The sequence below is a fragment of the Stenotrophomonas sp. 62841_Sma genome, assembly GCF_056482945.1.
Genome location: NZ_CM151224.1, coordinates 3,210,247 through 3,233,205 on the forward strand (window position 1 = coordinate 3,210,247; position 22,959 = coordinate 3,233,205).

Consider the following 22,959-nt stretch of genomic DNA (forward strand, 5'->3'; position numbering starts at 1 on the left):
GTCAGGCTCTCAGCGGGTGTTCCATTCGTGCACGGTCAGCGCGGAGGCCTGCATCGTCACCAGCGGATCGGTGGCGACGATGGCCTGCGCCTGCGCCAGGCTGTCCACGTTGCACAGCACATAGGCGCCACCGCTGCCATCGGCAAAACCGCCGGTCAGCTGCAGCTTGCCCTGTGCCTGCAACGCATCGAGAAAGTCACGGTGCGGCTGCACGGCGGCGGCGTTGAAATCGGGCCGGCGCATGGCCAGCACCAGGTAGACGGTGCCGGCCATCAGGACAGCGCCTGCCAGCGCGCGTGCAGTTCGTCCAGGCGCAGGTCGGCGGCCGAACCCGGCGATACGCGTGCGGCCAGGCTGCCTTCCGGGGTACGCCCCTGCCCTGCGCTGTCGGCACCGGCGGCAGCAGCCTTGTAGGCCTCGCGGAACGGCACACCGGCCACCGCCGCTTCCACCGCCACATCGGTGGCGTACATGCCCGAGTCGATTGCCGCGCGAACCTTGTCGTCGCGCCATTCCAGGTTGGCCAGCAGCGCCGGCAGCAGTTCCAGCGCCGACAGGCCGCGACCGAAGCCGTGGAAGATGGCGCCCTTGGACGACTGCAGGTCGCGGTGATAGCCCGACGGCAGCGACAGCAGCTGCTCGATCTCGGTACGCGCGGCGGCGACGCTGGCGTGGGTCGCGCGCATCAGCTCGATCACGTCCGGATTGCGCTTGTTGGGCATGATCGAACTGCCGGTGGTGTACTGCGCCGGCAGCGCGACGAAGCCGAACTCGGCGCTGGTGAACAGCGACAGGTCCCAGGCAATGCGGCGCAGGTCCAGCGTGGCGCCGCCCAGCGCTTCCAGCGCGGCCAGTTCGAACTTGCCGCGCGACAGCTGCGCGTAGATCGGCGAGATCTGCATGCGGGCGAAACCGAGCGCGGCCGTGGTGTGCTCACGGTCCAGCGGCAGGTTCACACCGTAGCCGGCGGCGGTGCCAAGCGGATTGGCGTCGACCAGCGCATGGGTGTCGCGCGCGCGGATGGCGTTGTCGATGAAGGCCTCGGCCCAGCCGGCCCACCACATGCCGGCCGAGGACACCACGGCACGCTGGATGTGGGTGTAGCCGGGGATCGGCAGATCCTTCTCGGCCTGCGCACGGTCCAGCGCGACCTTGGCAACCTCGGCGCTGAGCTGGGCCACACGCTGCAGCTTCTCCTTCAGCCAGAGGCGGGTGGCGACCAGGATCTGGTCATTGCGGCTGCGGCCGGTGTGGATCTTGCGGCCGGCATCGCCGAGGCGTTCGGTCAGGCGCGCCTCGATCGCCGAGTGACCATCTTCGTACTGCGTGTCCAGCACGAAGCGGCCTTCACGGAAGTCCTGCGCCAGCACGTCGAGCTCGCGCAGCAGGCCGGCCAGTTCATCGGCGCTGAGGATGCCGATGTGCTGCAGGCCCTGTGCATGCGCGGCGCTGGCGGCGATGTCGTGCAGGAAGAATTCGCGATCGAGGATCACGTCATCGCCGGCGAGGAAGGTCTGGATCTGGGCGTCGACGGCGACGCCGGGCTTCTGCCAAAGAAGGTCTGCCATGGGGGCTCCGGAATACGTGTTCAGTGCGGGATCGACGTCAGTTCGTCGATGCCCAGCGCGAGGTTGAGGTTCTGCATGGCCTGGGTGGCCGCGCCCTTCAGCAGGTTGTCCAGGGTCGCCACCACCACCACCCGCTTGCCGCCCGGGGCCAGGGTGAAGCCACCGACCTGCGCACCGTGGCGGCCGGCGATGCGGCTGACCCACGGCGCTTCATCCACTACCTCGATCAGCGGTTCGCCCGCATAGGCCTGCTGGAAGCGCTCGACGATCTGTTCGCGGGTCTGCACGCGGTTCAGCCACAGGTTGGCGGTGAGCGTGATGCCCCGGAAATGCGGCGCGACATGCGGCATGAATTCAACCGCAACGCCCAGCTGGACCGACACTTCACGCTCGTGCACGTGGTTGGTCAGCGCATACGGCATCAGGTTGTCGGCGAGCAGTTCGACGTTGTTCTTGTCCGACGGCGTGGTGCCGGCGCCGGAATAGCCGGACACACCGAAGCACTGCGGCGGGCCGGCCAGCAGGTCCAGCAGCGGATGCACCGCCAGCTGCATCGCCGTGGCATAGCAGCCCGGGTTGCTGATGTGCTTCTGGCCGTTGTAGCGGCCTCGGGTCAGCTCCGGCAGGCCGTAGTACCAGCTGTTGTCGAAGCGGTAGTCGGCCGACAGGTCGACGATGACGGTGTCCGGCTTCGCCGCGTCCAGTGCGGCCACGAACGGTGCGGCCAGGCCGTTGGGCAGGGCCAGGATCACCGCGTCCACGCCCTTGGCGGCCACCGCGTCGGCGTCCAGGTTCTCGTACTGCAGCTCGCCCTGGAACTCCGGATGGTGGTCGGACAGGCGCTGCCCGGCGCGTTCGCGCGAGGACACGAAGGCCAGCTTCAGCCGCGGGTGTGCGGCCACCAGCTTGATCAGCTCGGCACCGGTATGGCCACGGGCGCCGACGATGCCCAGGGTGAAAGTCGAATCGTTCATGCGTGGCTGTCCAGGCGGTACTGCAGGTGGCGCTTCACGCCCTGCCATTCCGTATCGATGATGGAGAAGATGACGGTGTCGCGCGGCGTGCCGTCGGCGTGCCGCTTGTGGTTGCGCAGCACGCCGTCCTGCTTGGCGCCGAGGCGGGCGATGGCGGTGCGCGAGGTGAAGTTGAACCAGCTGGTTTCCAGCACCAGGCTGATGCAGCCCATGGTTTCGAAGGCGTGCTGCAGCAGCAACAGCTTGGTTTCAGTGTTGACGCCGGTACGCTGCACGCGCGGTGCGTACCAGGTGTAGCCCAGGCTGAGCTTGGGCACGCCGGCATCCAGGTCGTAGAAGCGGGTGGTACCCACGATGTCACCCGCCGCGTCGAGGATCACGAACGGCAGCACCTTGCCTTCCACCTGCGCCTGCAGCGCGGCCTGCACATAGTGCTCGACCCGCTCCGGCGAAGGCACCTGGGTGTACCAGAGCTGGTCCAGGCCACTGCCCTCCACGGCGGCGCGCAGGCCAGGCACATGCTCGGGCTGCAGCGGTTGCAGTGTCACGTGCTGGCCGCGCAGGGTGGGAATCGTAGTCCAGTGATCGGAATGGTCCATCATTCAGCCCTGCAGGCTCGGTGCGCGCTGGGCGCAGTGGTCGACATAGGTGCTGATCCGGTCGATGCCATCGGCGCCGTACCAGAACACCTTCCAATGGCCCTGCTTGTAGCAGCCATCGGATTCAGCATAGTAGAAGTGATTGATCGGGTTGCCATTGCGCGAACGCCAGAACAGCTGCGGCGTTTCATCCCGCATCACGTTCCACACCGCGCGGCCGAGGCCTTCACCCTGTGCATCATCGAGCACGGCGAACTTGTCCAGGTACACGCCCTCGGCTTCGTCGGTGAGGATCACCGCGGTGCGGTAGTTCTCGCTGACATAGGCGCGCAGCAGCGTGGTCTTCTGGAAATAGTCAGGCACCAGCGTGCGGCCGAAGCTGGATTCGATCAGGCCCTTCAGCCGTGGCAGGTCCAGCTCGTTCCACGCGGTGGCGCGCAGCACCTTCTCGCCCTTGCGCACCAGCGTGCCCGAGCCCTTGTGGGTGAACAGTTCCTTGGCCAGGTCAGCCGGGCGCGTGATGGACACCGACGATTCCAGCGGCAGGCGGTCGAGCAGGTCCTTGATCTGTTCGATCTTCACCTTCATGCCGCCGTGGATCCACGGCTGCGCGATCAGGTGGTCGTACTCGGTGGACAGGTTGATCGAATCGATCACGCTGCCCTGCTCGTCCAGCAGGCCGCCGGTGCCGGTCAGGAAAATGATCTTGTACGGCTGCAGCTCCTGCACCAGCTCGTTGGCGGCGAAGTCGGCGTTGACGTTGAGGATCTGGCCACCCGCAGTTTCGCCCAGGCTGGTGATGACCGGGATAGAACCGGCGCGCAGGCTGGCCTCGATCGGCGCCAGGTTGACCCGCGTCACTTCACCGACCAGGCCGTAGGTGTCCACGCCCAGGTACTCGGCTTCGAACACGCCGCCGGTGATCGAGGTGGCACGCGCGCCGTTCTGCTGCAGGGCTTCGACCAGGCGCAGGTTGGACTGCTGGAACACCCGGCGCACGATCGCCAGTGCCTCCGGCGAGGTCACGCGCAGGCCGTTGACGGTCTGCTTTTCGATGCCGGCGGCCGACAGTTCGGCATCCAGCTGCGGGCCGGCGCCGTGCAGCACGATCGGGGTCAGGCCGACTTCCTGCAGGAACGACAGCGAAGAGGTCAGCGCGTCGAGATCGTCGCGCAGCACCGCGCCGCCGACCTTGACCACGGCAAAGCGCTTGGCATCCAACTGAGAAAAGCGCTTGAGGTACTGGCTGATCTCCTTCGCGCTGGCCATGCTGGAAAGCAGGCGCACGATGGTCTGGCGGGTCTGGCGGTGGGGCTGGAGGGCAGGAGACATTTCGGTTTCGTCACAGGCGGCGGTCGCCGCGTTGCAGTTCCACCCGGCCAGGGCCGGGCGGCGTTGTGGGGTCGATCAGGCGCCGGCGGCGATGATGCGGTGCACGGCGTCGGTGTAGCGCTGCAGCTGCTCCAGCGTCACGAACTCATCGGCGGTGTGGGCCTGGGCGATGTCACCCGGGCCGAACACCAGCGTGGTGTAGCCAGCAGCGGAGAACAGCGAGGCCTCTGTCCAGAAGTCCACCGCGTTGCCGATCGGCAGTTCCAGCGCATCGGCCACGTCGCGTGCCAGCAGGCGGCGGTTCTCGGCCTCGGCGATGTCACCGGCCGGCAGGCTGGGGCCACGGAAGGTTTCGGTGAACAGTGCGGCTTCCGGTTCGGCAAAACCGGCGAAGGTCGCCAGCAGGCCATCGATGTCCATCGACGGCAGCGGACGGAACCCGAAACGCACTTCGGCAGCCGGTGCGATCATGTTGGCCTTGATCCCACCTTCGACGCGTCCGATGTTGAAACGCAGGCCGGTCAGTCCGCCAAAGCGCGCCGAGGCCAGCGATTCCACATGGTCCAGCGCGCGGTTGCCCCAGCGCATGGCCTGGTGCAGCGCACTGGCGGCCGCATCCTGCTTGCCCGACGCGTGCCCGGCGCGGCCGGCGAACTGCATCAGCACCGAACTGATGCCACGATGCGCCAGCACCGCTTCGCTCATGGTCGGCTCCGCCACCAGCACCGCTTCATACGGCAGGCCACGGGCCAGGAACGCGGCGATGCAGCGCGGATCGTTGGCTTCTTCGTCGCTGGAGAACAGGAACGCGGCATCGCCATCACTGGCGTTGGCCGCGGCCACCAGTGCAGCGGCGGCGCCCTTGATGTCACACACGCCCAGGCCGACCACACGGTCGTCCAGACGCCGCATCACGTGCGGGTCGGCACTCCAGTGCGGCGAATCCGGCACGGTATCCAGATGCACGTTGAACAGGTACTTCGGCGTACCACGCACGGCGTACAGGCTGACCGCACCGGCGCCATGGTCGATCACCTCGACGTTGAAGCCGGGCAGGTTCGCGCGCAGGTAATCGAAGATGCCACCGGTGGTGATCGCACGCGGCGGGTTGCGGGTGTCGAAGGACACCAGGGCCTGCAGGTGATCGAGCGTCTGTTCAAGCATGTGTCTGAATATCCGTAGGGTTCGAAATCGGTAGTGCCGGCCGCTGGCCGGCTCCGCAATGATCCAGCCGTGCCACGAGCCGGCCAGCGGCCGGCACTACCCTCCATTGACGTTGCGAGGCGCCGGCCAGCGGCCGGCACCCCCGTCACAGGTCAACCGCGATTGACCTGCGCATAGACAGTGGAGCTCATTCCGAACAGCTTGATGAAGCCCTCGGCTTCCTCCACGCCCCAGTCGGCCGACTGCGCGTAGGTGGCGCCCTTGGTGTTGAGCAGGTGCGGCGACTTCACCGCCACTGCATCGACGCGGCCGCCGCGGGTTTCCAGCACCACTTCGCCGTTGACCTTGGCCTGCGAGGACTTCAGGAAGGCCTCGATGTCGGTCTTCAGCGGGTCGTGGTAGAAGCCTTCGTAGACCAGCTCCACCCACTTGCGCGCCACGTCCGGCTTGAAGCGGTTCTGCTGCTTGGTCAGCACGGCATCTTCCAGCGCGCGGTGCGCGGCCAGCAGCGACACCAGGCCCGGGGCCTCGAACACGATGCGACCCTTCAGGCCGATCACGGTGTCGCCGGTGTAGACACCGCGGCCAACGCCGTACGGGGCGAACAGCTTGTTGAGCTGGGCCAGGATCTGGTCGCCCGGCAACGCCTTGCCGTTCAGTTCGACGGCTTCGCCCTCGACGAACTTCAGGGTCACGTTCAGCGCCTGCTCCGGCCACTCGCTGCGCGGTGCGCACCAGCCACGGGCGCCCTCGCCCGGAGCTTCCCAACGGTCGATCTCGCCGCCGGACATGGTCAGGCCCAGCAGATTCTCGTTGATGGTGTAGGCCTGCTGCTTGGCACGCACGCCGAAGCCGCGCTCTTCCAGGTACTTCTGCTCGTAGGCGCGGGTCTGGGTGTGTTCCTTCTGGATCTCGCGGATCGGCGCGATGATCTGGTAGTCACCCAGGGCCTTCACGGCCAGGTCGAAGCGGACCTGATCGTTGCCCATGCCAGTGCAGCCGTGGGCGATGATGTTGGTGCCCAGTTCGGCGGCACGCTTCAGCGCGGCATCGACGATCAGGTAGCGGTCCGAGACCAGCAGCGGGTACTGGCCCTGATAGCCCTCGCCGGCCCACACGAACGGCTTGACGAAGCCTTCCCAGATGGCCGGGCCACCGTTGACGGTCTGGTGGCTGGCCACGCCCAGTTCGGCGGCGCGCTTCTCGATGAAATCGCGCTCTTCATCATCCACGCCGCCGGTGTCGGCGAACACGGTGTGCACGTTGTAGCCGCGCTCCTGCAGGTACGGCACGCAGAAGCTGGTATCCAGGCCGCCGGAGAAGGCGAGAACGACATCTTTGTTGCTCATGGGGATCAGGTCCACTTGGGGGATGGGAATTCGGTAGAGCCGACCGCTGGTCGGCTGAAATGTTGGATGCGCCGCTGCGGGAGCAGCCGACCAACGGTCGGCTCTACCCCTTGCTTGATTCAGCGCCCGGCAACCGCCGCCATGATCGCCTTCTGCACGTGCAGGCGGTTTTCGGCTTCGTTGATGGCGATGCACTGCGGCGAATCCATCACCGCGTCGGTGGCCTTCACGTTGCGGCGCAGCGGCAGGCAGTGGCTGAACACACCGTTGTTGGTCAGCGCCATCTTCCGCTCGTCCACGATGAAGTGCTTGAACTGGTCGCGGATCGGCTTTTCCGGTTCCCAGTTGCCGAAGAACGGCAGCGCGCCCCAGCTTTTGGCGTAGACCACGTCGGCACCGGCGTAGGCGCTGTCGATGTCATGGCTGATCTTCAGCGAGCCGCCGCTCTCGGCCACGTTCTGCTCGGCCCAGCCCATGTAGCGGTCGTCGAGGATGTAGTCGGCGGTCGGGCACAGCAGGGTCACGTCCATGCCCATGCGGGTGGCGATGGTCAGCGCCGAATTGGCGACTGCGGTGTTCAGCGGCTTGGGGTGGTAGGTCCAGGTCAGCACGTACTTCTTGCCGCGCAGGTCCTGGGTGCCGAAGTGCTCCTGCAGGGCCATGATGTGGGCCAGCTCCTGGCACGGGTGGGTGATGGTCTCCATGTTGATGACCGGCACCGGCGAGTACTTGGCGAAGCTGTTGAGGACGATGTCCTGGCGGTCGTAGGCCCAGTCGATGAACTTGGGGAATGCGCGCACAGCGATGATGTCGCAGTAACGGCCCAGCACCTTGGCCACTTCAGCGATGTGCTCTTCGGTATCGCCGTCCATCACCGTGCCGAGGTTGAACTCGATCGGCCACGCATCCTTGCCCGGCTGCAGCACCACCGCGTGGGCACCCAGCTGGAACGCACCCAGTTCGAAGCTGGTGCGGGTGCGCATGGACGGATTGAAGAACACCAGCGCGATCGACTTGCCCTTGAGCTGGTCGCCGAGCTTGTTGCGCTTGAACAGCGCGGCCTGGGTCAGCAGCGCGTCGAGCTCGCTGCGGCTCCAGTCCTGGGTGTTCAGGAAGTGCTTGGGGGACATCATCTTTCCTTGCGTGGCGGCGCCGGGTTCGACGCGGTGGAAGGGAAAACAGGAAGCAAAGGTGGAACGAAAAGGTTGCAGTTGCAGCTTTCATGACGCAGAAACGAAAAAACCCAGCCGGCGGGCTGGGTTTTTTTCGGACGAACAGCAAAAAGCTCCGGTTACCCAGCGAGGATGTGGGGTTCCGGTCGACGCGCACGCGAGGTCATGCCCGACGCCTGTCGGGCTGCGCTGCTGTCGTGCTGGAAGTCGGTGAGCTTCATGGTCATCCATCTTTGCATGCGGCCGGGGCCGACGCAAGGGGCCGGGGTGGCAGAATCAGGGATTGCCGGCGGCGCCCTGCTCGGGGCCGACCCAGGGGGTGATCGACACCCGGATCTTGAGCCGGTTGCCGGGATCTTCCGGCAGCCGCGAGCGGTATTTGGTGCCCTTGTAGACGTAGTCCACGTCGTAGGCGATGGGCCGGCGGAATTCACGTCCCACCGGCACGATGCGACAGTCGCGGGTCAGCATCGGACCATTGTTGGCCGGTGCCGGCGCCGGGGCCGGTGACTCGGCGGCGGTGTCCTCGGAGACCTCTTCATCGCTGCGCTTGAACATCGAGCGTACCGAGTCCCAGAAGCGGCTGATCCGGCCCTTGTCCTCGACCGGCTCCTCACCAGTGACATTGACCGGTGCCAGGGTCCGGGTCGAGACCGGCTCGCAGTGTTCTTCGGTACGGGTCGCGCGCAGGGTCTGGAACACGGGTTCGACGTTCAGTACCTGCGCGTAGTCGAACTTCACGTTCTCCACGATCACCACCCGGTTGCGGGGCTCGGCCTCCTGCGCCTGGGCCACGGCGGCCAGCGCCGACAGGCAGGCCAGGGTCAGCAACGCGGTGGATTTCATTGGCGAAGGGAGCAAGGACACGGCAATAGTGTAGGCAGTGGCGAGCGCAAGGGGCTGAACATTACCCGTCCACGCTGCTCCTGCCCACCCCACCCTGGTTGGACCCGGCGTCCACCGGTGGCAGGCGGTGCCCCCAAAGGGGGCCGACACGTTCTAAAATCACAGGCTTGTCCCCCAGCCACAGCCCCATGACCCTGCGCCTGCACAACAACCTGACTCGCCAGCTCGAACCGTTCACCCCGCTCGACCCGGCCTGTCCGACCCTGTATGTGTGCGGCCCGACGGTCTACAACTACGTGCACATCGGCAACGCCCGTGGCCCGGTAGTGTTCGGGGTGCTGGCCGATCTGCTGCGACGCCGTTTCGGTGGCCTGCGCTACGCGCGCAACATCACCGACGTGGACGACAAGATCAACAACGCCGCGCGTGAGCAGGGCGTGCCGATCAGCACCATCACCGACAGGTTCGCCGCCGCCTACCGTGAAGACATGGCCGCGCTGGGCGTGGTGCCGCCGGACATCGAGCCGGAAGTGACCGCGCACATCCCGCAGATCATCACCATGATCGAGCAGCTGATCGCCAATGGTCATGCCTACGCCGCCGAAGGCCACGTGCTGTTCGCGGTGGCCAGCTTCGAAGGCTACGGCAAGCTCTCGCGCCGCGACCCGGAAGAGATGCTGGCCGGCGCTCGCGTCGACGTGGCCCCGTACAAGCGCGACCCGGGCGATTTCGTGCTGTGGAAGCCGTCCAGCGATGACCTCCCTGGCTGGGAGTCTCCCTGGGGCCGTGGCCGCCCGGGCTGGCATATCGAATGCTCGGCGATGGCCGCCGCCCACCTGGGCGAGACCATCGATATCCATGCCGGCGGCGTCGACCTGCAGTTCCCGCACCACGAGAACGAGCTTGCGCAGAGCGAATGCGCCCACGGCGGCAAGATCTTCGCCCGCTTCTGGCTGCACAACGGCATGCTCAACTTCGGCGGCGCCAAGATGAGCAAGTCGCTGGGCAACATCGAACGCGTGCACGATCTGGTCCGCCAGCACCCGCCGGAAGCGCTGCGCCTGGCCCTGCTGTCGGCCCACTACCGGCAGCCGCTGGACTGGTCCGATGGCCTCATCGAGCAGTCGGTGCGCACCCTGGACCGCCTGTACGGCACGCTGCGCGAGCTGGCGTCGGTCGAGGCGGTCGTGGCGATCCCGGCCACGGTCGAGGCAACCCTGGATGACGACCTGAACACCCCGCAGGCACTGGCCGAAGTGGCCCGCATCGCCGCAGATGCACGCCGGGCCACCGACCCGGCCGAACAGGCGCGCCTGAAGGGCGAACTGCTCGGTGCCGGCCTGGCCCTGGGCCTGCTGCAGGCCGATCCAGCGCAGTGGTTCGGCACCGCGGCCAGCGATGATGGCGAAGATGCCCGCATCCAGGGCCTGATCGACGAGCGTGCCGCCGCCAAGCAGGCGCGCGATTTCGCCCGTTCCGATGCCATCCGCGACCAGCTGGCCGCCGAAGGCATCGTGCTGGAAGACACCCCGCAGGGCGTGCGCTGGTCACGCAAGCGCGGCTGACCCACCTGCCCCGTGGCCGGTCCGCCGGCCACGCTCCACTGTAGAGACTGTTGTGACCGACTCTCCGTTCCCGCTTGAACCCACCGCCGCCGAGGCCCAGACCGCCATCGCCGAGGAATTCGGCTTCTTCGGCGACTGGTCCGAGCGCTACCAGTATCTGATCGACCTCGGCCGTAAGCTGCCCGCCTTCCCGGACGAATGGAAGACCGAAGAGCACCGCCTGCTCGGCTGCCAGTCGATGGTCTGGATCGTGCCGGAAGGCAATGCGCAGTCGCTGCGCTTCCACGCCATCAGTGATTCGGCAATCGTTTCCGGCCTGATCTTCCTGGCCCTGCGCGTGTACTCCGGGCGCTCGGCGCAGGAGATCCTGGATACCGAGCCCAGCTACATCCAGGACATCGGCCTGGCCCGCCACCTCTCGCCCACCCGCAGCAACGGCGTGGCGGCGATGCTGGCCTTCATCCGCGAGACCGCGCAGGCCCAGCTGCAGCGCGACCCGTCGTGAGTGAACCCGCCACGGCCGAAGACACCGCGCTGGGGCTGCTGTCCCGGCCCGGTTTCGCCAAGCTGCTGGCCTACCGCATCTTCGCGATGCTGTCCTACCAGGTGGTCGCGGTCACCGTCGGCTGGCACATCTACGAAGTCACCCGCAATCCGTTCTCGCTGGGCCTGGTTGGCCTGGCCGAGGTGCTGCCGTTCTTCTGCGTCGCACCGTTCGCCGGTTATCTGGTCGACCACCTGCCGCGCCGCCGGCTCGGCATGGTCGCCTGCTCCGGGTTGATCGCCACCGCGCTGGTGTTGACCGGCGTGGCCAAGGGCTGGCTGCCGTTCGAAGGCGTGTGGCCGATCTATGCGGCCATTGCGCTGACCGGCATGGTCCGCGCCTTCCTGTCGCCGATCTACAACGCCCTGTTCGCCCGCGTGCTGGCCCGTGACCAGTTCGCACGTGGCGCTGGCCTCGGCGCCGTGGTGTTCCAGGCCGGCATGGTGGCCGGTCCGGCATTGGGCGGCGTGCTGGTCGGCTTCGGCGGCAAGGGCCTGTCCTACGCGGTGGCCACGGGCTTCGCGCTGGTGGCGATGGCCTGCCTGGCCACGCTGAAGGTGGAAGAACCGGTGCATACCGGTCCGGCCGCCCCGATCTTCAAGAGCATCGCTGAAGGCGCGCGCTTCGTGGTCGGCAACCGGATCATGGTCGGGGCGATGGCGCTGGACATGTTCTCGGTGCTGCTGGGCGGCGTGGTGGCGATGCTGCCGGCGTTCCTGCACGAGATCCTGCACCACGGTCCGGAAGGCCTGGGCATCCTGCGCGCAATGCCGGCGCTGGGCTCGGTCTGCGTTGGCCTGTGGCTGGCGCGCCACCCGCTGCACCGCAATGCCGGCCGCGTGCTGCTGTTCGCGGTGGCCGGCTTCGGCCTGTGCGTGATCAGCTTCGGGCTGTCGCAGCACTTCTGGCTGTCCGCGCTGATCCTGCTGTTCTACGGGGCCTTCGACGGCGTGTCGGTGGTGATCCGATCGACCATCCTGCAGCTGGCCACACCGGAAGAAATGCGCGGCCGGGTGTCGTCGATCAACGGCATCTTCATCAGTTCGTCCAACGAACTGGGCGCGTTCTATGCCGGCACGATGGCAAAGCTGCTCGGCCTGGTGCCGGCAGTGGTGCTGGGTGGGTTCGCGGTGCTGAGCGTGGCCGGGATCACGGCGTGGAAGAACCCGACGTTGCGGAAACTGAATCTTCGCGACCTGCAGTGATGCTGCGAACAGCGGATTCGGCGGCGCCGGGCGTTTGGCTGGGGGCCGTTGCTCTCCCTCGATGATTGGGCTTGTCACTTTCTTTTCGCGAAAAGAAAGTAACCAAAGAAACGCTCCGCCATCCGCGAGCCGGCGCTGCGCGCCGGTGCCCTGTGCTCCTCGGTGAATCAGGGGACGGCGCCGAACTCGCTGCGCTCAAACAGCGGCGCCTCTTCGCCCCTGATTCCCCTGCGGTGCTCGGCTCGCTACAAGGCGGACCCAACAGCCGCGAGCGCACGCATGACCGCCCTTGGTAGAGCCAAGCCATGCTTGGCTGCTTTTGCTTTTGCTCTTCCTTGCCCTCCGGCTTCGGCCCGAGCCGGGCATGAGCTCGGCTTTACAGCAACCGCGCACGCAGGAAACCGTAGAGAGCCTGCGGGTGGGGCCGGGCAGGACCGTCCGCGGCATGGATGCCGCGGCCGAGCTTACAGGGATGTACTTGCAGCGTGTCCTGCCCGGCCCCACCCGCAGGCTCCCTCCGATACCCGGAAGGCGCCGTTCTACACTGCCAACCACACCCAACAAAAAACCCGGCCGAGGCCGGGTTTTTCGCATGACCAGACAACGATCAGGAATCAGTCGCCCTGCTGCTTCTGCAGGTGCTCCCAGCGCTCCTGGGCGTCGATGGTGCGTTCGGCGGTCAGGCGCGCTTCCAGGCGCTCCAGGCCGATTTCTTCGCCGGTGTCGACGCAGTAACCATAGTCGCCCGCTTCCAGGCGCTTCAGGGTGCTGTCGATCTTGCCGATCAGCTTGCGATAGCGGTCGCGGGTACGCAGTTCCAGCGAGTTCTCGGTCTCACGGGTCGCGCGCTCGGCTTCGTCGCCGATGTCACGCACTTCCTCGCGCAGGTTCTCGATGGTCTGCTTGGACTCTTCCACCAGGTCCGCGCGCCAGTTCTGCAGGCGCTGACGGAAATACTCCTGCTGCAGCGGGCTCATGTATTCCTCTTCCGAGGACGGCTTGTAGCCAGCCGGCAGGATCGGGCGGCCGGTGGCCTCGTCGGTCTTGTACTCGACCACCTTGTACTTGCTGCGCGGGGCCGGTGCCGCCGAGCGGGCGGCGACGGCCACGGCAACCTTGCCGACAGGGCGCGACACGGTCTTCGGGGCGGAATCGGATTTCACGGCGGTTTTGGCAGGCGATTTCGAAACGGGCACGGGATTCTTGGATTGCGGGGCCTTCGAAGCAGCAGGAGCGGCGGCCGGGGCCGGCTTGGGGGCCGGTTGGGCTGCTGCCACTGCCACGGTCTTGGCCGGGACAGGCTTGGCCGGAGCCGGCTTGGGGGCAGGCTTCGGTGCGGACTTCACTACGGGGGCCGGGGTCGGCTTTGCGGCCGGCGCGGCAACATTCTTGGTGACTTTCTTTACAGCGGCAGGCGTGGCCACCGGTTTAGCCGCAGCAACCTTCTTCGCTGCAGGTTTGGCGACCGGCTTGGCCGCAGCCTTCTTCACCACCGCCTTCGGCGCCGGCTTGGCTGCTGCCTTCTTCGCCACCGGCTTGGCGGCGGCCTTCTTCACCGGCGCGGCCTTGCTGGCGGCTTTCTTCACCACCGGCGCCTTCTTGCTGGCAGCGGCAGGCTTGGCCTTGGCGGGCGCAGCAGCCTTCTTCGCCACCGGCTTGGTTGCCTTGACCGGCGTTTTCTTTGCGGTGGCCTTCCTGGCCGCCGGTTGCGAGGACGCTGCCTTGGTCGCCGGCTTGCTGGCCGGTTTCTTGGCAACGGGCTTTGCCGCCAACTTCTTCACAACAGGCTTGGCGGTTTTCTTGGCGGCCGTTGCGGCCTTCTTTGCAGTTTTTTTAGCAGCCACGAAACGCTCTTCCTTGGATTCCCCGGGGCCCGGGAAAGCGGGCCTTTATAGCCTACCCGACCCGCAGCAGCAACCTCGACCCCCTGCTCCATTCAGTCCTGGAGTCAAGGCGCCCTTGGAGGCAGTCCGACGAACACGGACCGCCTTGCGCGGTACGGAACCTGGCCAGCACCCGAAGGCGCTGGTACCGGTCGCAGGCCATCGGCGACATGCGACCAACGGCCCATCCTGCACAAATGCGGCCTTCATGCCAACTGGCATAAGATGACTGGGTGATCTCGCGCCTGCTCATTGCCCTGCTGCGCTTCTACAAGCGCTTCATCAGCCCCCTGCTGGGGCCACGCTGCCGTTTCGTGCCGAGCTGTTCTGAATACGCGATGGACGCCATCTCGCGGCACGGCCCGCTGCGCGGAAGCTGGCTGGCTGCGCGCCGGCTGGGCCGCTGCCACCCGTTCCATCCCGGCGGCTTCGACCCCGTGCCCGAGTCCCCCAACGCCCCCTCTTGCCGTTGCACAGGAAAACACTGACATGCCCTCCACCCTCATCACCAACGCCCGCATGGTCAACGAAGGCCGCACCTTCGACGGCGACCTGCGCATCGAGAACGGCCGCATCGCGCAGATCGGCAACGGGCTGGCGCCGCGCGACGGCGAGCAGGTGGTGGACGCAGCCGGACGCTGGTTGCTGCCTGGCATGATCGACGACCAGGTGCACTTCCGCGAACCGGGCCTGACCCACAAGGGCGACATCGCCAGCGAATCGGCGGCTGCGGTGGCCGGTGGCCTGACCAGCTTCATGGACATGCCGAACACCAATCCGCCGACGCTGGATTCGACCATCCTGGAAGCCAAATACGAGCTCGCGCGCGGCCGCGCCTGGGCCAACTACGGCTTCTACCACGGCGCCAGCAATGACAACCTGGACGCCATCCGTGCGCTGGACCCGAAGAAGGCCCCGGGCGTGAAGGTGTTCATGGGCGCCTCCACCGGCAACATGCTGGTGGACAATCCGGAAACGCTGGACGCGATCTTCCGCGAATGCCCGACGCCGATCATCACGCACTGCGAAGACACGCCGATGATCGACGCCAACCTGAAGGCCTTCCAGGAGAAATACGGCGACGCGCTGACCCCGGACATGCATCCGGACATCCGCTCGCGCGAGGCCTGCATCAAGTCGACCCGTCTGGCGATGTCGCTGGCGCGCAAGCACGGCACCCGCCTGCATGTGCTGCACATCTCCACCGCCGATGAGCTGGCGCTGTTCGAGAAGGGTCCGCTGATCCGCGCCGACGGCAGCCGCAAGCAGATCACCGCCGAAACCTGCGTGCACTTCCTGCACTTCGCGCGCCCGGACTATGCGACCAAGGGCAACCTGATCAAGTGCAACCCGGCGATCAAGGAAGTGTCCGACCGCGAGGCGATCACCGCCGCGCTGGCCGATGACGTGCTGGACGTCCTGGCCACCGACCACGCGCCGCACACCTGGGAAGAGAAGCAGAAGCCCTACGCACAGGCGCCGTCGGGCCTGCCGCTGGTGCAGTACGCGCTGGTGGCCGCGCTGGAACGGGTGCACGAAGGCAAGCTGACCCGCGAGCAGGTGGTGCAGAAGTTCGCGCATGCACCGGCACAGCTGTTCGACGTGGAAGAACGTGGCTTCCTGCGCGAGGGTTACTTCGCCGACCTGGTGCTGGTCGAGGACGTGCCGTTCACGGTCAAGCGCGAGGACGTGCTGTCCAAGTGCGGCTGGTCGCCGTTTGAAGGCACGACCTTCCGCTCGCGCGTGGCCTCCACCTGGGTCAATGGCCAACTGGTGTGGGACGGCAGCAAACTGGTGGGCGAGCCGGCCGGCCAGCGCATGACCTACGACCGCTGATGCGCTCCGCACTTCTGATCGGGGCGCTGCTGCTGGCCGCGCCCCTGTTCACCGCACCGCCGGCGCAGGCACAGGACGGCATCGGCAGCCTGATCGACAGCCGGGTGGTGTTCCCGGCCAGCGCATCGCAGGGCGCACTGGTGATCGGCAAGGTACCCGCCGGCAGCCGCGTGCAGTACGCCGGCCGCCAACTGCGGGTGAGCGGCTATGGCAGCGTGGTGTTCGGCATCGGCCGCGACGAGAAGGGTCCGCTGCGCGTGCAGGTGCAACGCCCTGACGGTGGCAGCGAGACCGCGACCATTGCGGTGACCCCGCGCGACTGGCCCACCGAGCGGGTCAACGGCGTGCCGCCGAAGACGGTCAACCCGCCGCCGGCGATTGCCGAGCGGATCAAGCGCGAACAGGCGCAGGTGACTGCCGCGCGTGCCCGCGATGACGACCGCACCGACTTCACCCAGACCTTCATCTGGCCGGTGCAGGGCCGCATCAGTGGTCGCTTCGGCAATGCCCGCGTCTATAACGGACAGCCCGGTGCCGGTCATTCCGGCATGGACATCGCGGTACCGACCGGCACGCCGGTGAAGGCGCCGGCCGCCGGCATCGTCACCTTCGCCGGCCCCGACCTGTACCTGACCGGCGGCACGCTGCTGCTCGACCACGGTTTCGGTGTCAGCTCCAACTTCCTGCACCTGTCGCGCATCGACGTAAAAGTTGGCGACCGTGTGGAACAAGGCCAGGTGATCGCTGCGGTCGGCGCCACCGGTCGTGCCACCGGCCCGCACCTGCACTGGGGCATGAACTGGTTCGATACCCGTATCGATCCACTGCTGGTGCTGGAACGCAAATAACGGTCGTGCCGGCCGCTGGCCGGCAACCCCATGATCTTCGCGGCGAATCTGGATGCCGGCCGGCGGCCGGCGCTACCGTGATGTTTCGACGCATGGAAACAAGGAACGTTGCATGCCCGCTACGGGTGATATCCACGTCGTCCACAATGCACGCCTGGGCGCCTACGTGGCCTACCAGCTCACCCACCAGAATACGGAGGACGGCAGCTTCGCCGTCCTTGCACTGGACTGGGTGGGCAGTGCCCTGCCGGATGCCGCCGCCGTTGCAGCCATGCAACCTGCCCGCTTCAGCCCGTTCCGTGCGGCGCCCGCGATCCTGCACCGCTGGGTAGGCAAGCGCGTCCCGCGCGATTTCCAGCAGGTGGGCTGGCGCGAGCCGCTGATCGCCGATCATCCGAAGGCTTACGGCAGCTGGCCGGATGGCGCCGAATGGGTCGGGCAACGCAAGTGGGATGCGCTGGATACCGATGCCGTGCGCGCCTTCCACGCCGCGATGTCCGCGCCGCAAGACCAGAGCGTGGTACTGGAAAGCGATGCCTTTCCGGTGCGTCGCTGTACCCGCCAACTGGACAGCGCGACCCTGAACCGTGCGCCGTCACTGGCTGTATTCGATGCCCTGCCGCTGCTCACGCAGCTGGAGATCAGCACACCGGTGCCGGGCCTGCTGCCGTGGCTGCGTACACGGCCGTTGATCCATACCTTGCAGATCAGTGGCCTGCAGCAGACCGACGTCGATGTGCGAGGAACCCGGCTCCTGCAGATGACGATCGATGTCACCGGCCTGCGCTCGCTCCACCTCAACCCGCAGCTGGATCGCCTGACGCTGATCGGCAGCATCGATCCCGCGCTGATCATCCACGCCGAGGACGAGGGCCGCTGGCTGACCCTCATCAGCACCGATCCGCTGCTGCCAGGCCTGGGCCTGGCGCAGCTCGGTGAGCTGCAGCTGCGGGAGGTGCGCGAACTCGACTTCGCACGCATTGCCCAGCAGTTCCCGCAACTGCAATCGCTCGCGATCAACGGCGCCCCCTGCCTGCTGCATCAGCTGCAGTGCCTCGGCAATCTGCAGCAGCTGCACACCCTCAGCGGCAGCGATCTCTTTCCGCCTGCTGGTTCGGTGTTTCCGGCACCGGAATGCTGGCCGCGCTTGTGCCGGCTGTGGCTGCACAGCTTACCGGCCGATCTTGGCACCGCCATCAGGAAGGCCTACAAGGGCGAGGTGGCAGAAGGCCTGGATCTGGATGTGGGCCAGCTGCGCAAGCCCGAATGGCTGGCCGCAAATCTCGACAACCCCTTCCGCGACTGGGAGGGAAGCACGCACATCAGCACTGCGCAGGCGAAGAAGGCAACCACGCTGTATCGCAAAGCCTGTACGGATGCATTGAAGCTGGCCACCGATGACCGCGCTGCTGCAGAACTGACCGCAGCGCTGGCGCAGATCGGCCGCAACTACACCGAAGGCTTCAACGCACTGGACCGCCGCAGCGGCTTCATCGAAACCGAAGAGCGCGAGCAGATCTACATGGCGTGGATGGGCATCATCGATGCCGTGGAAGCGAAGCGCACACTGGGCACGATGCCGCTGCAGCGCGACGTACTGCGCGAAGCAATGAACGAGGTCAGGACGTTCTGAGGCGCCCTGGAAGGGTAGCGCCGGCCGCCGGCCGGCAACCCCATGAATCCTGCATCACCCTGGCTGTCGGCCAGCGGCCGGCAGCCAGGGCAATCGATCAGCCGCGCGCAGCCCACCACACACGCAGCAGGGTGCGTACCGGCGTGGCTTCGATCGGCTTGCCTGCCGCCTGCGCGGCAAGGCGTGCACGCGCCAGGCTGGACCACACGCGGCGCGGGCGCGGGCCGGGCACGCGGCTGCCCCAGCCCTTCAACAGATGCTGCGCCCAGCGCTGTGCGGCCGTGCTGGCATCACCGTCCAGCAGGCTGCGCGGCACACCGGCTACGCCGGCATCCTGCAGGCGCTGGGCCAGGGTCTGCAGCTGCACCGCACGACCGGCGCCGGTGCGCGGCTTGTCCGCGAACAGGGCTGCCTCCACCGCAGCCACGGCTTCAGCGTAGTTCGCCAGCGCGCGCTCGGCGCCGGCCGCATCCAGCGCGACGGTACGCGCTTCAACCAGATCGGGCAGCGCTTCGGCCAGTTGCGCCCACGGCGCACGCACCGGCTCCAGCAGGCGGCCCAGCGGATGGCGCGAACGATGCGCGGCCCAGCTGCGCAGCTCCTCGCCCCACCACGCCAGCTTGGCGTCGGCCGGCAACGGGTCGCCGCTGGTGTTGAGCATGTCGTCGAATTCCTGCAGCAGCGCGAACCACGCCACCGCAAGCTCGCGTTGCGATTCGGCCACGAACGGGGCGGCCACCGACCATTCCGGCCAACGGCTGCGCCACTTGTCGAGGAAACTGTCCAGCGCGGTACTGCTCACTACGTGATTCCTTACGGCTGGGCCGGGGCTGCCGGCCGGGTCGGCCAGAGGCTGGCCAGTTGCAGAAGTTCGGCGTTCTCGACCAGCACGTCGGCCTGCCAGGCCAGCGGATCGTCGCTGTGCAGGCGATAGCCCCACAACGCCGCCACCGACGGCATGGCCGCGGCACGCGCGGCGATGATGTCGCGCTCGTCGTCGCCCACGTACACGCAGTCTTCGGCGGCGATGCCGATGGCCTGCGCGGCGTGCAGCAACGGCAGCGGGTGCGGCTTGCGCTCGGCCAGGCTGTCACCACCCACCAGTACCGCACAGCGCTGCTGCCAGCCGTGCTGCGGCAGGATCAAGCGCGCCAGATATTCAGGCTTGTTGGTGACAATGCCCCACACCGTACCGGCATCGTCCAACGCGGCGAGCATGCCGGCCACGCCATCGAACAGCACTGCGTGCTGGCCGATCAATGCTTCGTAGCGCTGCAGGAATTCCGGGATCAGCGCGTCACGTGCGGCAACGTCCAGTTCCGGGAACGCAGCCGAGACCATCGCCCGCGAGCCCTTCGACACCACCGGGCGCAGCGCGGCCGGATCGATGGGTGCGCGTCCACGCTCGGCCAGCATCGCGTCGCAGGTGGCGACGAAGTCCGGCGCGCTGTCCAGCAGGGTGCCGTCCAGATCGAACAACACCGCGCGCGGGAAGCGGGCCGCGGTCATGCCGGCTTGACCGCGTAGGCCAGGTAGTTGATGTCGGTACGGCTGCTCAGGCGGGCCTGGTTGCGCCACGGCTCGTAGGCCATGCCGCTGACATCCACCAGCTGCATGTCGGCCTCGCGCAGCCAGCGCGCCAGCTCGGCCGGCTTGATGAATTCCTGGTAGTGGTGCGTGCCCTTGGGCAGCAGCCGCGCCACGTACTCGGCGCCGACGATCGCCACCGCGAAGGCGGCGGCGGTGCGGTTGATGGTCGACAGGAACAGGTGGCCGCCCGGCTTCAGCAGGCGCTTGCAGGCCTCGATGATCGCGCCCGGGTCGGGCACGTGCTCGAGCATTTCCATGCAGGTGACCACATCGAAGCTGCCCGGCTGCTCGGCGGCCAGATCTTCGGCAGCCTGCACCCGGTAATCGACCTTGGCGCCGCTTTCCAGCGCATGCAGGCGCGCGACCTTGACCAGTTCCGGGGCCAGGTCGATGGCGGTGACGTCAGCACCGGCCTGGGCCAGCGCTTCACTCAACAGGCCGCCACCACAACCGATGTCGAGCACGCGCGCACCGCGCAGCGGCACGCGATCGGCCACGTACTGCAGGCGCACCGGGTTCAGCGCATGCAGCGGCTTCTGCGGGCCGTCAGCGTCCCACCAGCGGTTGGCCAGCGCGGCGAACTTGTCCAGCTCGGCCTGATCGAAATTGGAGGAAGCGTGGGGGGCAGTCATGAGGGGTCCTTGCGGCGCCGGGGTTCAGGCGCGGATATGACGGATGCGCTCGCGCCACTGGCGCGCGTTGGCGATGATGCCCGGCAGGTCCATGCCGACCAGCTCGCGCTGCACCAGCTTCGGCTTGCCGGCAATCCAGACGTCGCTGACCTGCTGGCGGCCGGTGGCGTACACCAGCTGCGACAGGACGTTGTGCAGCGGCTGGGTTTCCAGCGCGGACAGGTCGACGCAGACCAGGTCGGCCTGCTTGCCGACTTCGATGGAACCGATGCGGTCGCCGAAGCCCAGTGCGCGGGCGCCACCCAGGGTGGAGGCGCGCAGCGTGGTCGCCGCATCGAGCGCGGTGGCATCGTCGGCCACGGCCTTGGCCAGGATCGCCGCGGTGCGGTTCTCGCTGAACATGTCCAGGTCGTTGTTGCTGGCGCAGCCATCGGTGCCGATCGCCAGGTTCACGCCGGCGCGCTGCAGGGCGCAGGCCGGGCAGAAACCGGAGGCCAGCTTCAGGTTCGATTCCGGGCAATGCACCACGCTGACGCCGCGCTCGGCGCACAGGTGGATTTCCGCATCGGTCAGCTGGGTCATGTGCACCGCGATCAGGCGGTCGTTGACCAGGCCGAGCCGATCCAGCCGCGCCAGCGGGCGCTGGCCGTGCAGCTTGATCGAATCGTTGATCTCCTGCGCGGTCTCGTGGGTATGCAGGTGCACCTGCATGTCGAGCTGGTCGGACAGCATCCGCACCCGCTCGAAGTTGGCATCGTTGACCGTGTACGGCGCATGCGGTGCGAACGCGGTGCCGATCAGCGGATCGGTGCGCCACTGGTCGTGCAGTTCACCGGCCTTGGCGAAGTATTCGTCGTCGGTCTTGGCCCAGGCGGTGGGGAAATCGATGATGACCGCGCCCACCAGCGCGCGGAAACCGTGCTTCTTGTAGACCGCGGCCTGCACGTCGCCGAAGAAGTAGTTCTCGTTGGCACAGGTGGTACCGCCGCGCAGCATCTCGGCGATGGCCAGGGTGGTGCCGTCGGCAACGAATTCGGGGCCGATCACCGCCGCTTCCACCGGCCAGATGTGTTGCTGCAGCCAGGTCATCAGCGGCAGGTCGTCGGCGACGCCACGCAGCAGCGTCATCGGGTTGTGCGTGTGCGCGTTGACCAGGCCCGGCATCAGCGCAGCCTCGGGGCGACTGACCACCTGGGTGGCACGGAACCGCGCACGCGCCTCGGCACGCGGCAGGATGGCCACGATTTCACTGCCACGCACGGCAACGGCATGGTCTTCCAGCACCACCGCGTGCGGCTCGATCGGAACGACGTAACCGGCTTCGATGAGCAGGTCGCAGGCTTCGGGGAGGTGCGGGCTATCGCTCATGCGGGCTCACTGGCTGTGGGGCGAGATACTTCTGGGGGACACGCCCCTGAGTCAGGGGCTGCCGCGAAGCGGCGGGGTCTGGAGACTCGTGAAGCGGGGCCCATGATCTGCCGAAGCAGATCATGGGAGCGCCAGCGCGAATGCGATGGCGCGTACCCGGCCAGCGGCCGGCACTACCATGATCCGGCTGCGCCGGATTACTTGACGCGTGCGGAGTATTCGCCCGAACGGGTGTCGACGCGGATCACTTCTTCCTGGTTCACGAACAGCGGCACGCGTACCACGGCGCCGGTTTCCAGGGTGGCCGGCTTGCCGCCGCCGCCCGAGGTGTCGCCACGGACGCCCGGATCGGTTTCGGTGATCTTCAGTTCAACGAAGTTCGGCGGCTGCACGAAGATCGGCTCACCGTTCCACAGGGTGACCACGCAGGACTCTTCGCCCTTCAGCCACTTCTCGGCGCCGCCCATGCCGGCCTTGGTGGCCTGGACCTGCTCGAAGGATTCCGGGTCCATGAAGTGCCAGTACTCGCCGTCGCTGTACATGAAGTTCATGTCGGTATCGACGACGTCGGCTGCATCCAGCGAGTCGGTCGACTTCATGGTGACTTCCTGGGTACGGCCGTCCTTGATCAGGCGGTACTTCACGCGGGTGAAGGCCTGGCCCTTGCCCGGCTTGACGTATTCGGTGTCGATGATGACGGCCGGTTGGTTGTTGACCAGGATCTTCATCCCGTTCTTGACGTCGTTCATGCCGTAGCTGGCCATGCGTAAACTCCTGAGTGGCAAAAACGCCGCGGGTGCGGCGAGCCGTTAGAATGGAAAGCCCACCGGATGCCGGTGGGCGACTGTTTT

Annotated in this window: 22 protein-coding genes; 7 read left to right on the plus strand and 15 right to left on the minus strand. The window is 67.0% G+C overall.

Annotation, left to right across the window (positions count from 1 at the left end):
- Positions 1-9: 9 nt before the first annotated feature.
- The 9 genes from ACZK5G_RS15070 to ACZK5G_RS15110 form a co-directional block, all read right to left on the minus strand.
- The gene (locus ACZK5G_RS15070; RefSeq protein WP_032129404.1) at positions 10-273 is read right to left on the minus strand and encodes a YciI family protein; all 264 of its coding nucleotides are present in this window, start codon (positions 271-273) and stop codon (positions 10-12) included.
- Positions 273-1,568: an argininosuccinate lyase gene (gene argH, locus ACZK5G_RS15075; RefSeq protein ID WP_049461415.1), complete on the minus strand. Its 1,296-nt coding sequence runs from the start codon at positions 1,566-1,568 to the stop codon at positions 273-275. The genes ACZK5G_RS15070 and argH overlap by 1 nt, the downstream gene beginning before the upstream one ends.
- A 20-nt stretch (positions 1,569-1,588) precedes the next feature.
- Positions 1,589-2,542 (minus strand): N-acetyl-gamma-glutamyl-phosphate reductase, encoded by a 954-nt coding sequence (gene argC / locus ACZK5G_RS15080; protein ID WP_153855930.1) that lies wholly within the window; start codon positions 2,540-2,542, stop codon positions 1,589-1,591.
- Positions 2,539-3,141 carry a GNAT family N-acetyltransferase gene (locus ACZK5G_RS15085; protein WP_197616056.1) on the minus strand — a complete coding sequence of 201 codons (603 nt, stop codon included), beginning with the start codon at positions 3,139-3,141 and terminating at the stop codon, positions 2,539-2,541. Before ACZK5G_RS15085 ends, argC begins: the two co-directional genes overlap by 4 nt.
- 3 nt (positions 3,142-3,144) lie before the next feature.
- Positions 3,145-4,473 carry an acetylglutamate kinase gene (locus ACZK5G_RS15090; RefSeq protein ID WP_478463934.1) on the minus strand — a complete coding sequence of 443 codons (1,329 nt, stop codon included), beginning with the start codon at positions 4,471-4,473 and terminating at the stop codon, positions 3,145-3,147.
- A 75-nt stretch (positions 4,474-4,548) separates the two neighbouring features.
- Positions 4,549-5,637 (minus strand): acetylornithine deacetylase, encoded by a 1,089-nt coding sequence (locus tag ACZK5G_RS15095; protein WP_049401151.1) that lies wholly within the window; start codon positions 5,635-5,637, stop codon positions 4,549-4,551.
- A 152-nt stretch (positions 5,638-5,789) separates the two neighbouring features.
- On the minus strand, positions 5,790-6,986 hold the full coding sequence (locus ACZK5G_RS15100) for an argininosuccinate synthase (RefSeq protein WP_478463935.1): 1,197 nt from the start codon (positions 6,984-6,986) through the stop codon (positions 5,790-5,792).
- A 119-nt stretch (positions 6,987-7,105) separates the two neighbouring features.
- On the minus strand, positions 7,106-8,116 hold the full coding sequence (locus tag ACZK5G_RS15105) for an N-acetylornithine carbamoyltransferase (protein ID WP_032129398.1): 1,011 nt from the start codon (positions 8,114-8,116) through the stop codon (positions 7,106-7,108).
- A 318-nt stretch (positions 8,117-8,434) separates the two neighbouring features.
- Positions 8,435-9,004 (minus strand): glycine zipper 2TM domain-containing protein, encoded by a 570-nt coding sequence (locus tag ACZK5G_RS15110; protein WP_032129397.1) that lies wholly within the window; start codon positions 9,002-9,004, stop codon positions 8,435-8,437.
- Between the two features lie 188 nt (positions 9,005-9,192).
- Here ACZK5G_RS15110 and cysS point away from each other — a divergent pair, with 188 nt between their 5' ends.
- Genes cysS through ACZK5G_RS15125 form a run of 3 tightly spaced genes read left to right on the plus strand, consistent with a single transcriptional unit; the run spans position 9,193 to position 12,318 of the window.
- The gene (gene cysS, locus ACZK5G_RS15115) at positions 9,193-10,569 is read left to right on the plus strand and encodes a cysteine--tRNA ligase (RefSeq protein WP_032129396.1); all 1,377 of its coding nucleotides are present in this window, start codon (positions 9,193-9,195) and stop codon (positions 10,567-10,569) included.
- A gap of 52 nt (positions 10,570-10,621) precedes the next feature.
- Positions 10,622-11,074, plus strand: coding sequence for a SufE family protein (locus tag ACZK5G_RS15120; protein WP_005410372.1), 453 nt, complete (start codon positions 10,622-10,624; stop codon positions 11,072-11,074).
- The gene (locus tag ACZK5G_RS15125) at positions 11,071-12,318 is read left to right on the plus strand and encodes an MFS transporter (RefSeq protein ID WP_032129395.1); all 1,248 of its coding nucleotides are present in this window, start codon (positions 11,071-11,073) and stop codon (positions 12,316-12,318) included. Before ACZK5G_RS15120 ends, ACZK5G_RS15125 begins: the two co-directional genes overlap by 4 nt.
- A 614-nt stretch (positions 12,319-12,932) precedes the next feature.
- Here ACZK5G_RS15125 and dksA read toward each other — a convergent pair.
- Positions 12,933-14,162 carry an RNA polymerase-binding protein DksA gene (gene dksA / locus ACZK5G_RS15130; RefSeq protein ID WP_049401259.1) on the minus strand — a complete coding sequence of 410 codons (1,230 nt, stop codon included), beginning with the start codon at positions 14,160-14,162 and terminating at the stop codon, positions 12,933-12,935.
- Between the two features lie 272 nt (positions 14,163-14,434).
- Between dksA and yidD the strand changes: the two genes are divergently transcribed.
- From yidD to ACZK5G_RS15150, 4 genes are all read left to right on the plus strand, one after another.
- On the plus strand, positions 14,435-14,689 hold the full coding sequence (gene yidD, locus ACZK5G_RS15135) for a membrane protein insertion efficiency factor YidD (RefSeq protein ID WP_014037867.1): 255 nt from the start codon (positions 14,435-14,437) through the stop codon (positions 14,687-14,689).
- 1 nt (position 14,690) lies between these two features.
- Positions 14,691-16,037 (plus strand): dihydroorotase, encoded by a 1,347-nt coding sequence (locus ACZK5G_RS15140; protein WP_107432037.1) that lies wholly within the window; start codon positions 14,691-14,693, stop codon positions 16,035-16,037.
- Positions 16,037-16,885 (plus strand): M23 family metallopeptidase, encoded by an 849-nt coding sequence (locus ACZK5G_RS15145; RefSeq protein ID WP_478463936.1) that lies wholly within the window; start codon positions 16,037-16,039, stop codon positions 16,883-16,885. The genes ACZK5G_RS15140 and ACZK5G_RS15145 overlap by 1 nt, the downstream gene beginning before the upstream one ends.
- Before the next feature lie 112 nt (positions 16,886-16,997).
- Positions 16,998-18,518 carry a hypothetical protein gene (locus tag ACZK5G_RS15150; RefSeq protein WP_478463938.1) on the plus strand — a complete coding sequence of 507 codons (1,521 nt, stop codon included), beginning with the start codon at positions 16,998-17,000 and terminating at the stop codon, positions 18,516-18,518.
- Between the two features lie 97 nt (positions 18,519-18,615).
- Here ACZK5G_RS15150 and ACZK5G_RS15155 read toward each other — a convergent pair whose 3' ends face one another.
- From ACZK5G_RS15155 to efp, 5 genes are all read right to left on the minus strand, one after another.
- Positions 18,616-19,320 (minus strand): squalene/phytoene synthase family protein, encoded by a 705-nt coding sequence (locus ACZK5G_RS15155; RefSeq protein ID WP_049401251.1) that lies wholly within the window; start codon positions 19,318-19,320, stop codon positions 18,616-18,618.
- 11 nt (positions 19,321-19,331) lie between these two features.
- Positions 19,332-20,027 carry a phosphoglycolate phosphatase gene (locus tag ACZK5G_RS15160; RefSeq protein WP_110712927.1) on the minus strand — a complete coding sequence of 232 codons (696 nt, stop codon included), beginning with the start codon at positions 20,025-20,027 and terminating at the stop codon, positions 19,332-19,334.
- Positions 20,024-20,740 (minus strand): bifunctional 2-polyprenyl-6-hydroxyphenol methylase/3-demethylubiquinol 3-O-methyltransferase UbiG, encoded by a 717-nt coding sequence (gene ubiG, locus ACZK5G_RS15165; protein ID WP_049401248.1) that lies wholly within the window; start codon positions 20,738-20,740, stop codon positions 20,024-20,026. The genes ACZK5G_RS15160 and ubiG overlap by 4 nt, the downstream gene beginning before the upstream one ends.
- 24 nt (positions 20,741-20,764) lie before the next feature.
- Complete coding sequence (locus ACZK5G_RS15170; protein WP_014037873.1) at positions 20,765-22,108, minus strand: TRZ/ATZ family hydrolase; 1,344 nt, start codon at positions 22,106-22,108, stop codon at positions 20,765-20,767.
- A gap of 197 nt (positions 22,109-22,305) precedes the next feature.
- Positions 22,306-22,872 (minus strand): elongation factor P, encoded by a 567-nt coding sequence (gene efp, locus ACZK5G_RS15175; protein ID WP_014037874.1) that lies wholly within the window; start codon positions 22,870-22,872, stop codon positions 22,306-22,308.
- Between the last annotated feature and the right edge of the window lie 87 nt (positions 22,873-22,959).

Bases quoted from the DNA above. Each gene is read 5' to 3' on its own strand.
- ACZK5G_RS15070 (WP_032129404.1), bottom strand. From the start codon at position 273: ATGGCCGGCACCGTCTACCTGGTGCTGGCCATGCGCCGGCCCGATTTC.
- argH (WP_049461415.1), bottom strand. From the start codon at position 1,568: ATGGCAGACCTTCTTTGGCAGAAGCCCGGCGTCGCCGTCGACGCCCAG.
- argC (WP_153855930.1), bottom strand. From the start codon at position 2,542: ATGAACGATTCGACTTTCACCCTGGGCATCGTCGGCGCCCGTGGCCAT.
- ACZK5G_RS15085 (WP_197616056.1), bottom strand. From the start codon at position 3,141: ATGGACCATTCCGATCACTGGACTACGATTCCCACCCTGCGCGGCCAG.
- ACZK5G_RS15090 (WP_478463934.1), bottom strand. From the start codon at position 4,473: ATGTCTCCTGCCCTCCAGCCCCACCGCCAGACCCGCCAGACCATCGTG.
- ACZK5G_RS15095 (WP_049401151.1), bottom strand. From the start codon at position 5,637: ATGCTTGAACAGACGCTCGATCACCTGCAGGCCCTGGTGTCCTTCGAC.
- ACZK5G_RS15100 (WP_478463935.1), bottom strand. From the start codon at position 6,986: ATGAGCAACAAAGATGTCGTTCTCGCCTTCTCCGGCGGCCTGGATACC.
- ACZK5G_RS15105 (WP_032129398.1), bottom strand. From the start codon at position 8,116: ATGTCCCCCAAGCACTTCCTGAACACCCAGGACTGGAGCCGCAGCGAG.
- ACZK5G_RS15110 (WP_032129397.1), bottom strand. From the start codon at position 9,004: ATGAAATCCACCGCGTTGCTGACCCTGGCCTGCCTGTCGGCGCTGGCC.
- cysS (WP_032129396.1), top strand. From the start codon at position 9,193: ATGACCCTGCGCCTGCACAACAACCTGACTCGCCAGCTCGAACCGTTC.
- ACZK5G_RS15140 (WP_107432037.1), top strand. From the start codon at position 14,691: ATGCCCTCCACCCTCATCACCAACGCCCGCATGGTCAACGAAGGCCGC.
- ACZK5G_RS15145 (WP_478463936.1), top strand. From the start codon at position 16,037: ATGCGCTCCGCACTTCTGATCGGGGCGCTGCTGCTGGCCGCGCCCCTG.
- ACZK5G_RS15150 (WP_478463938.1), top strand. From the start codon at position 16,998: ATGCCCGCTACGGGTGATATCCACGTCGTCCACAATGCACGCCTGGGC.
- ACZK5G_RS15160 (WP_110712927.1), bottom strand. From the start codon at position 20,027: ATGACCGCGGCCCGCTTCCCGCGCGCGGTGTTGTTCGATCTGGACGGC.
- ubiG (WP_049401248.1), bottom strand. From the start codon at position 20,740: ATGACTGCCCCCCACGCTTCCTCCAATTTCGATCAGGCCGAGCTGGAC.
- ACZK5G_RS15170 (WP_014037873.1), bottom strand. From the start codon at position 22,108: ATGAGCGATAGCCCGCACCTCCCCGAAGCCTGCGACCTGCTCATCGAA.
- efp (WP_014037874.1), bottom strand. From the start codon at position 22,872: ATGGCCAGCTACGGCATGAACGACGTCAAGAACGGGATGAAGATCCTG.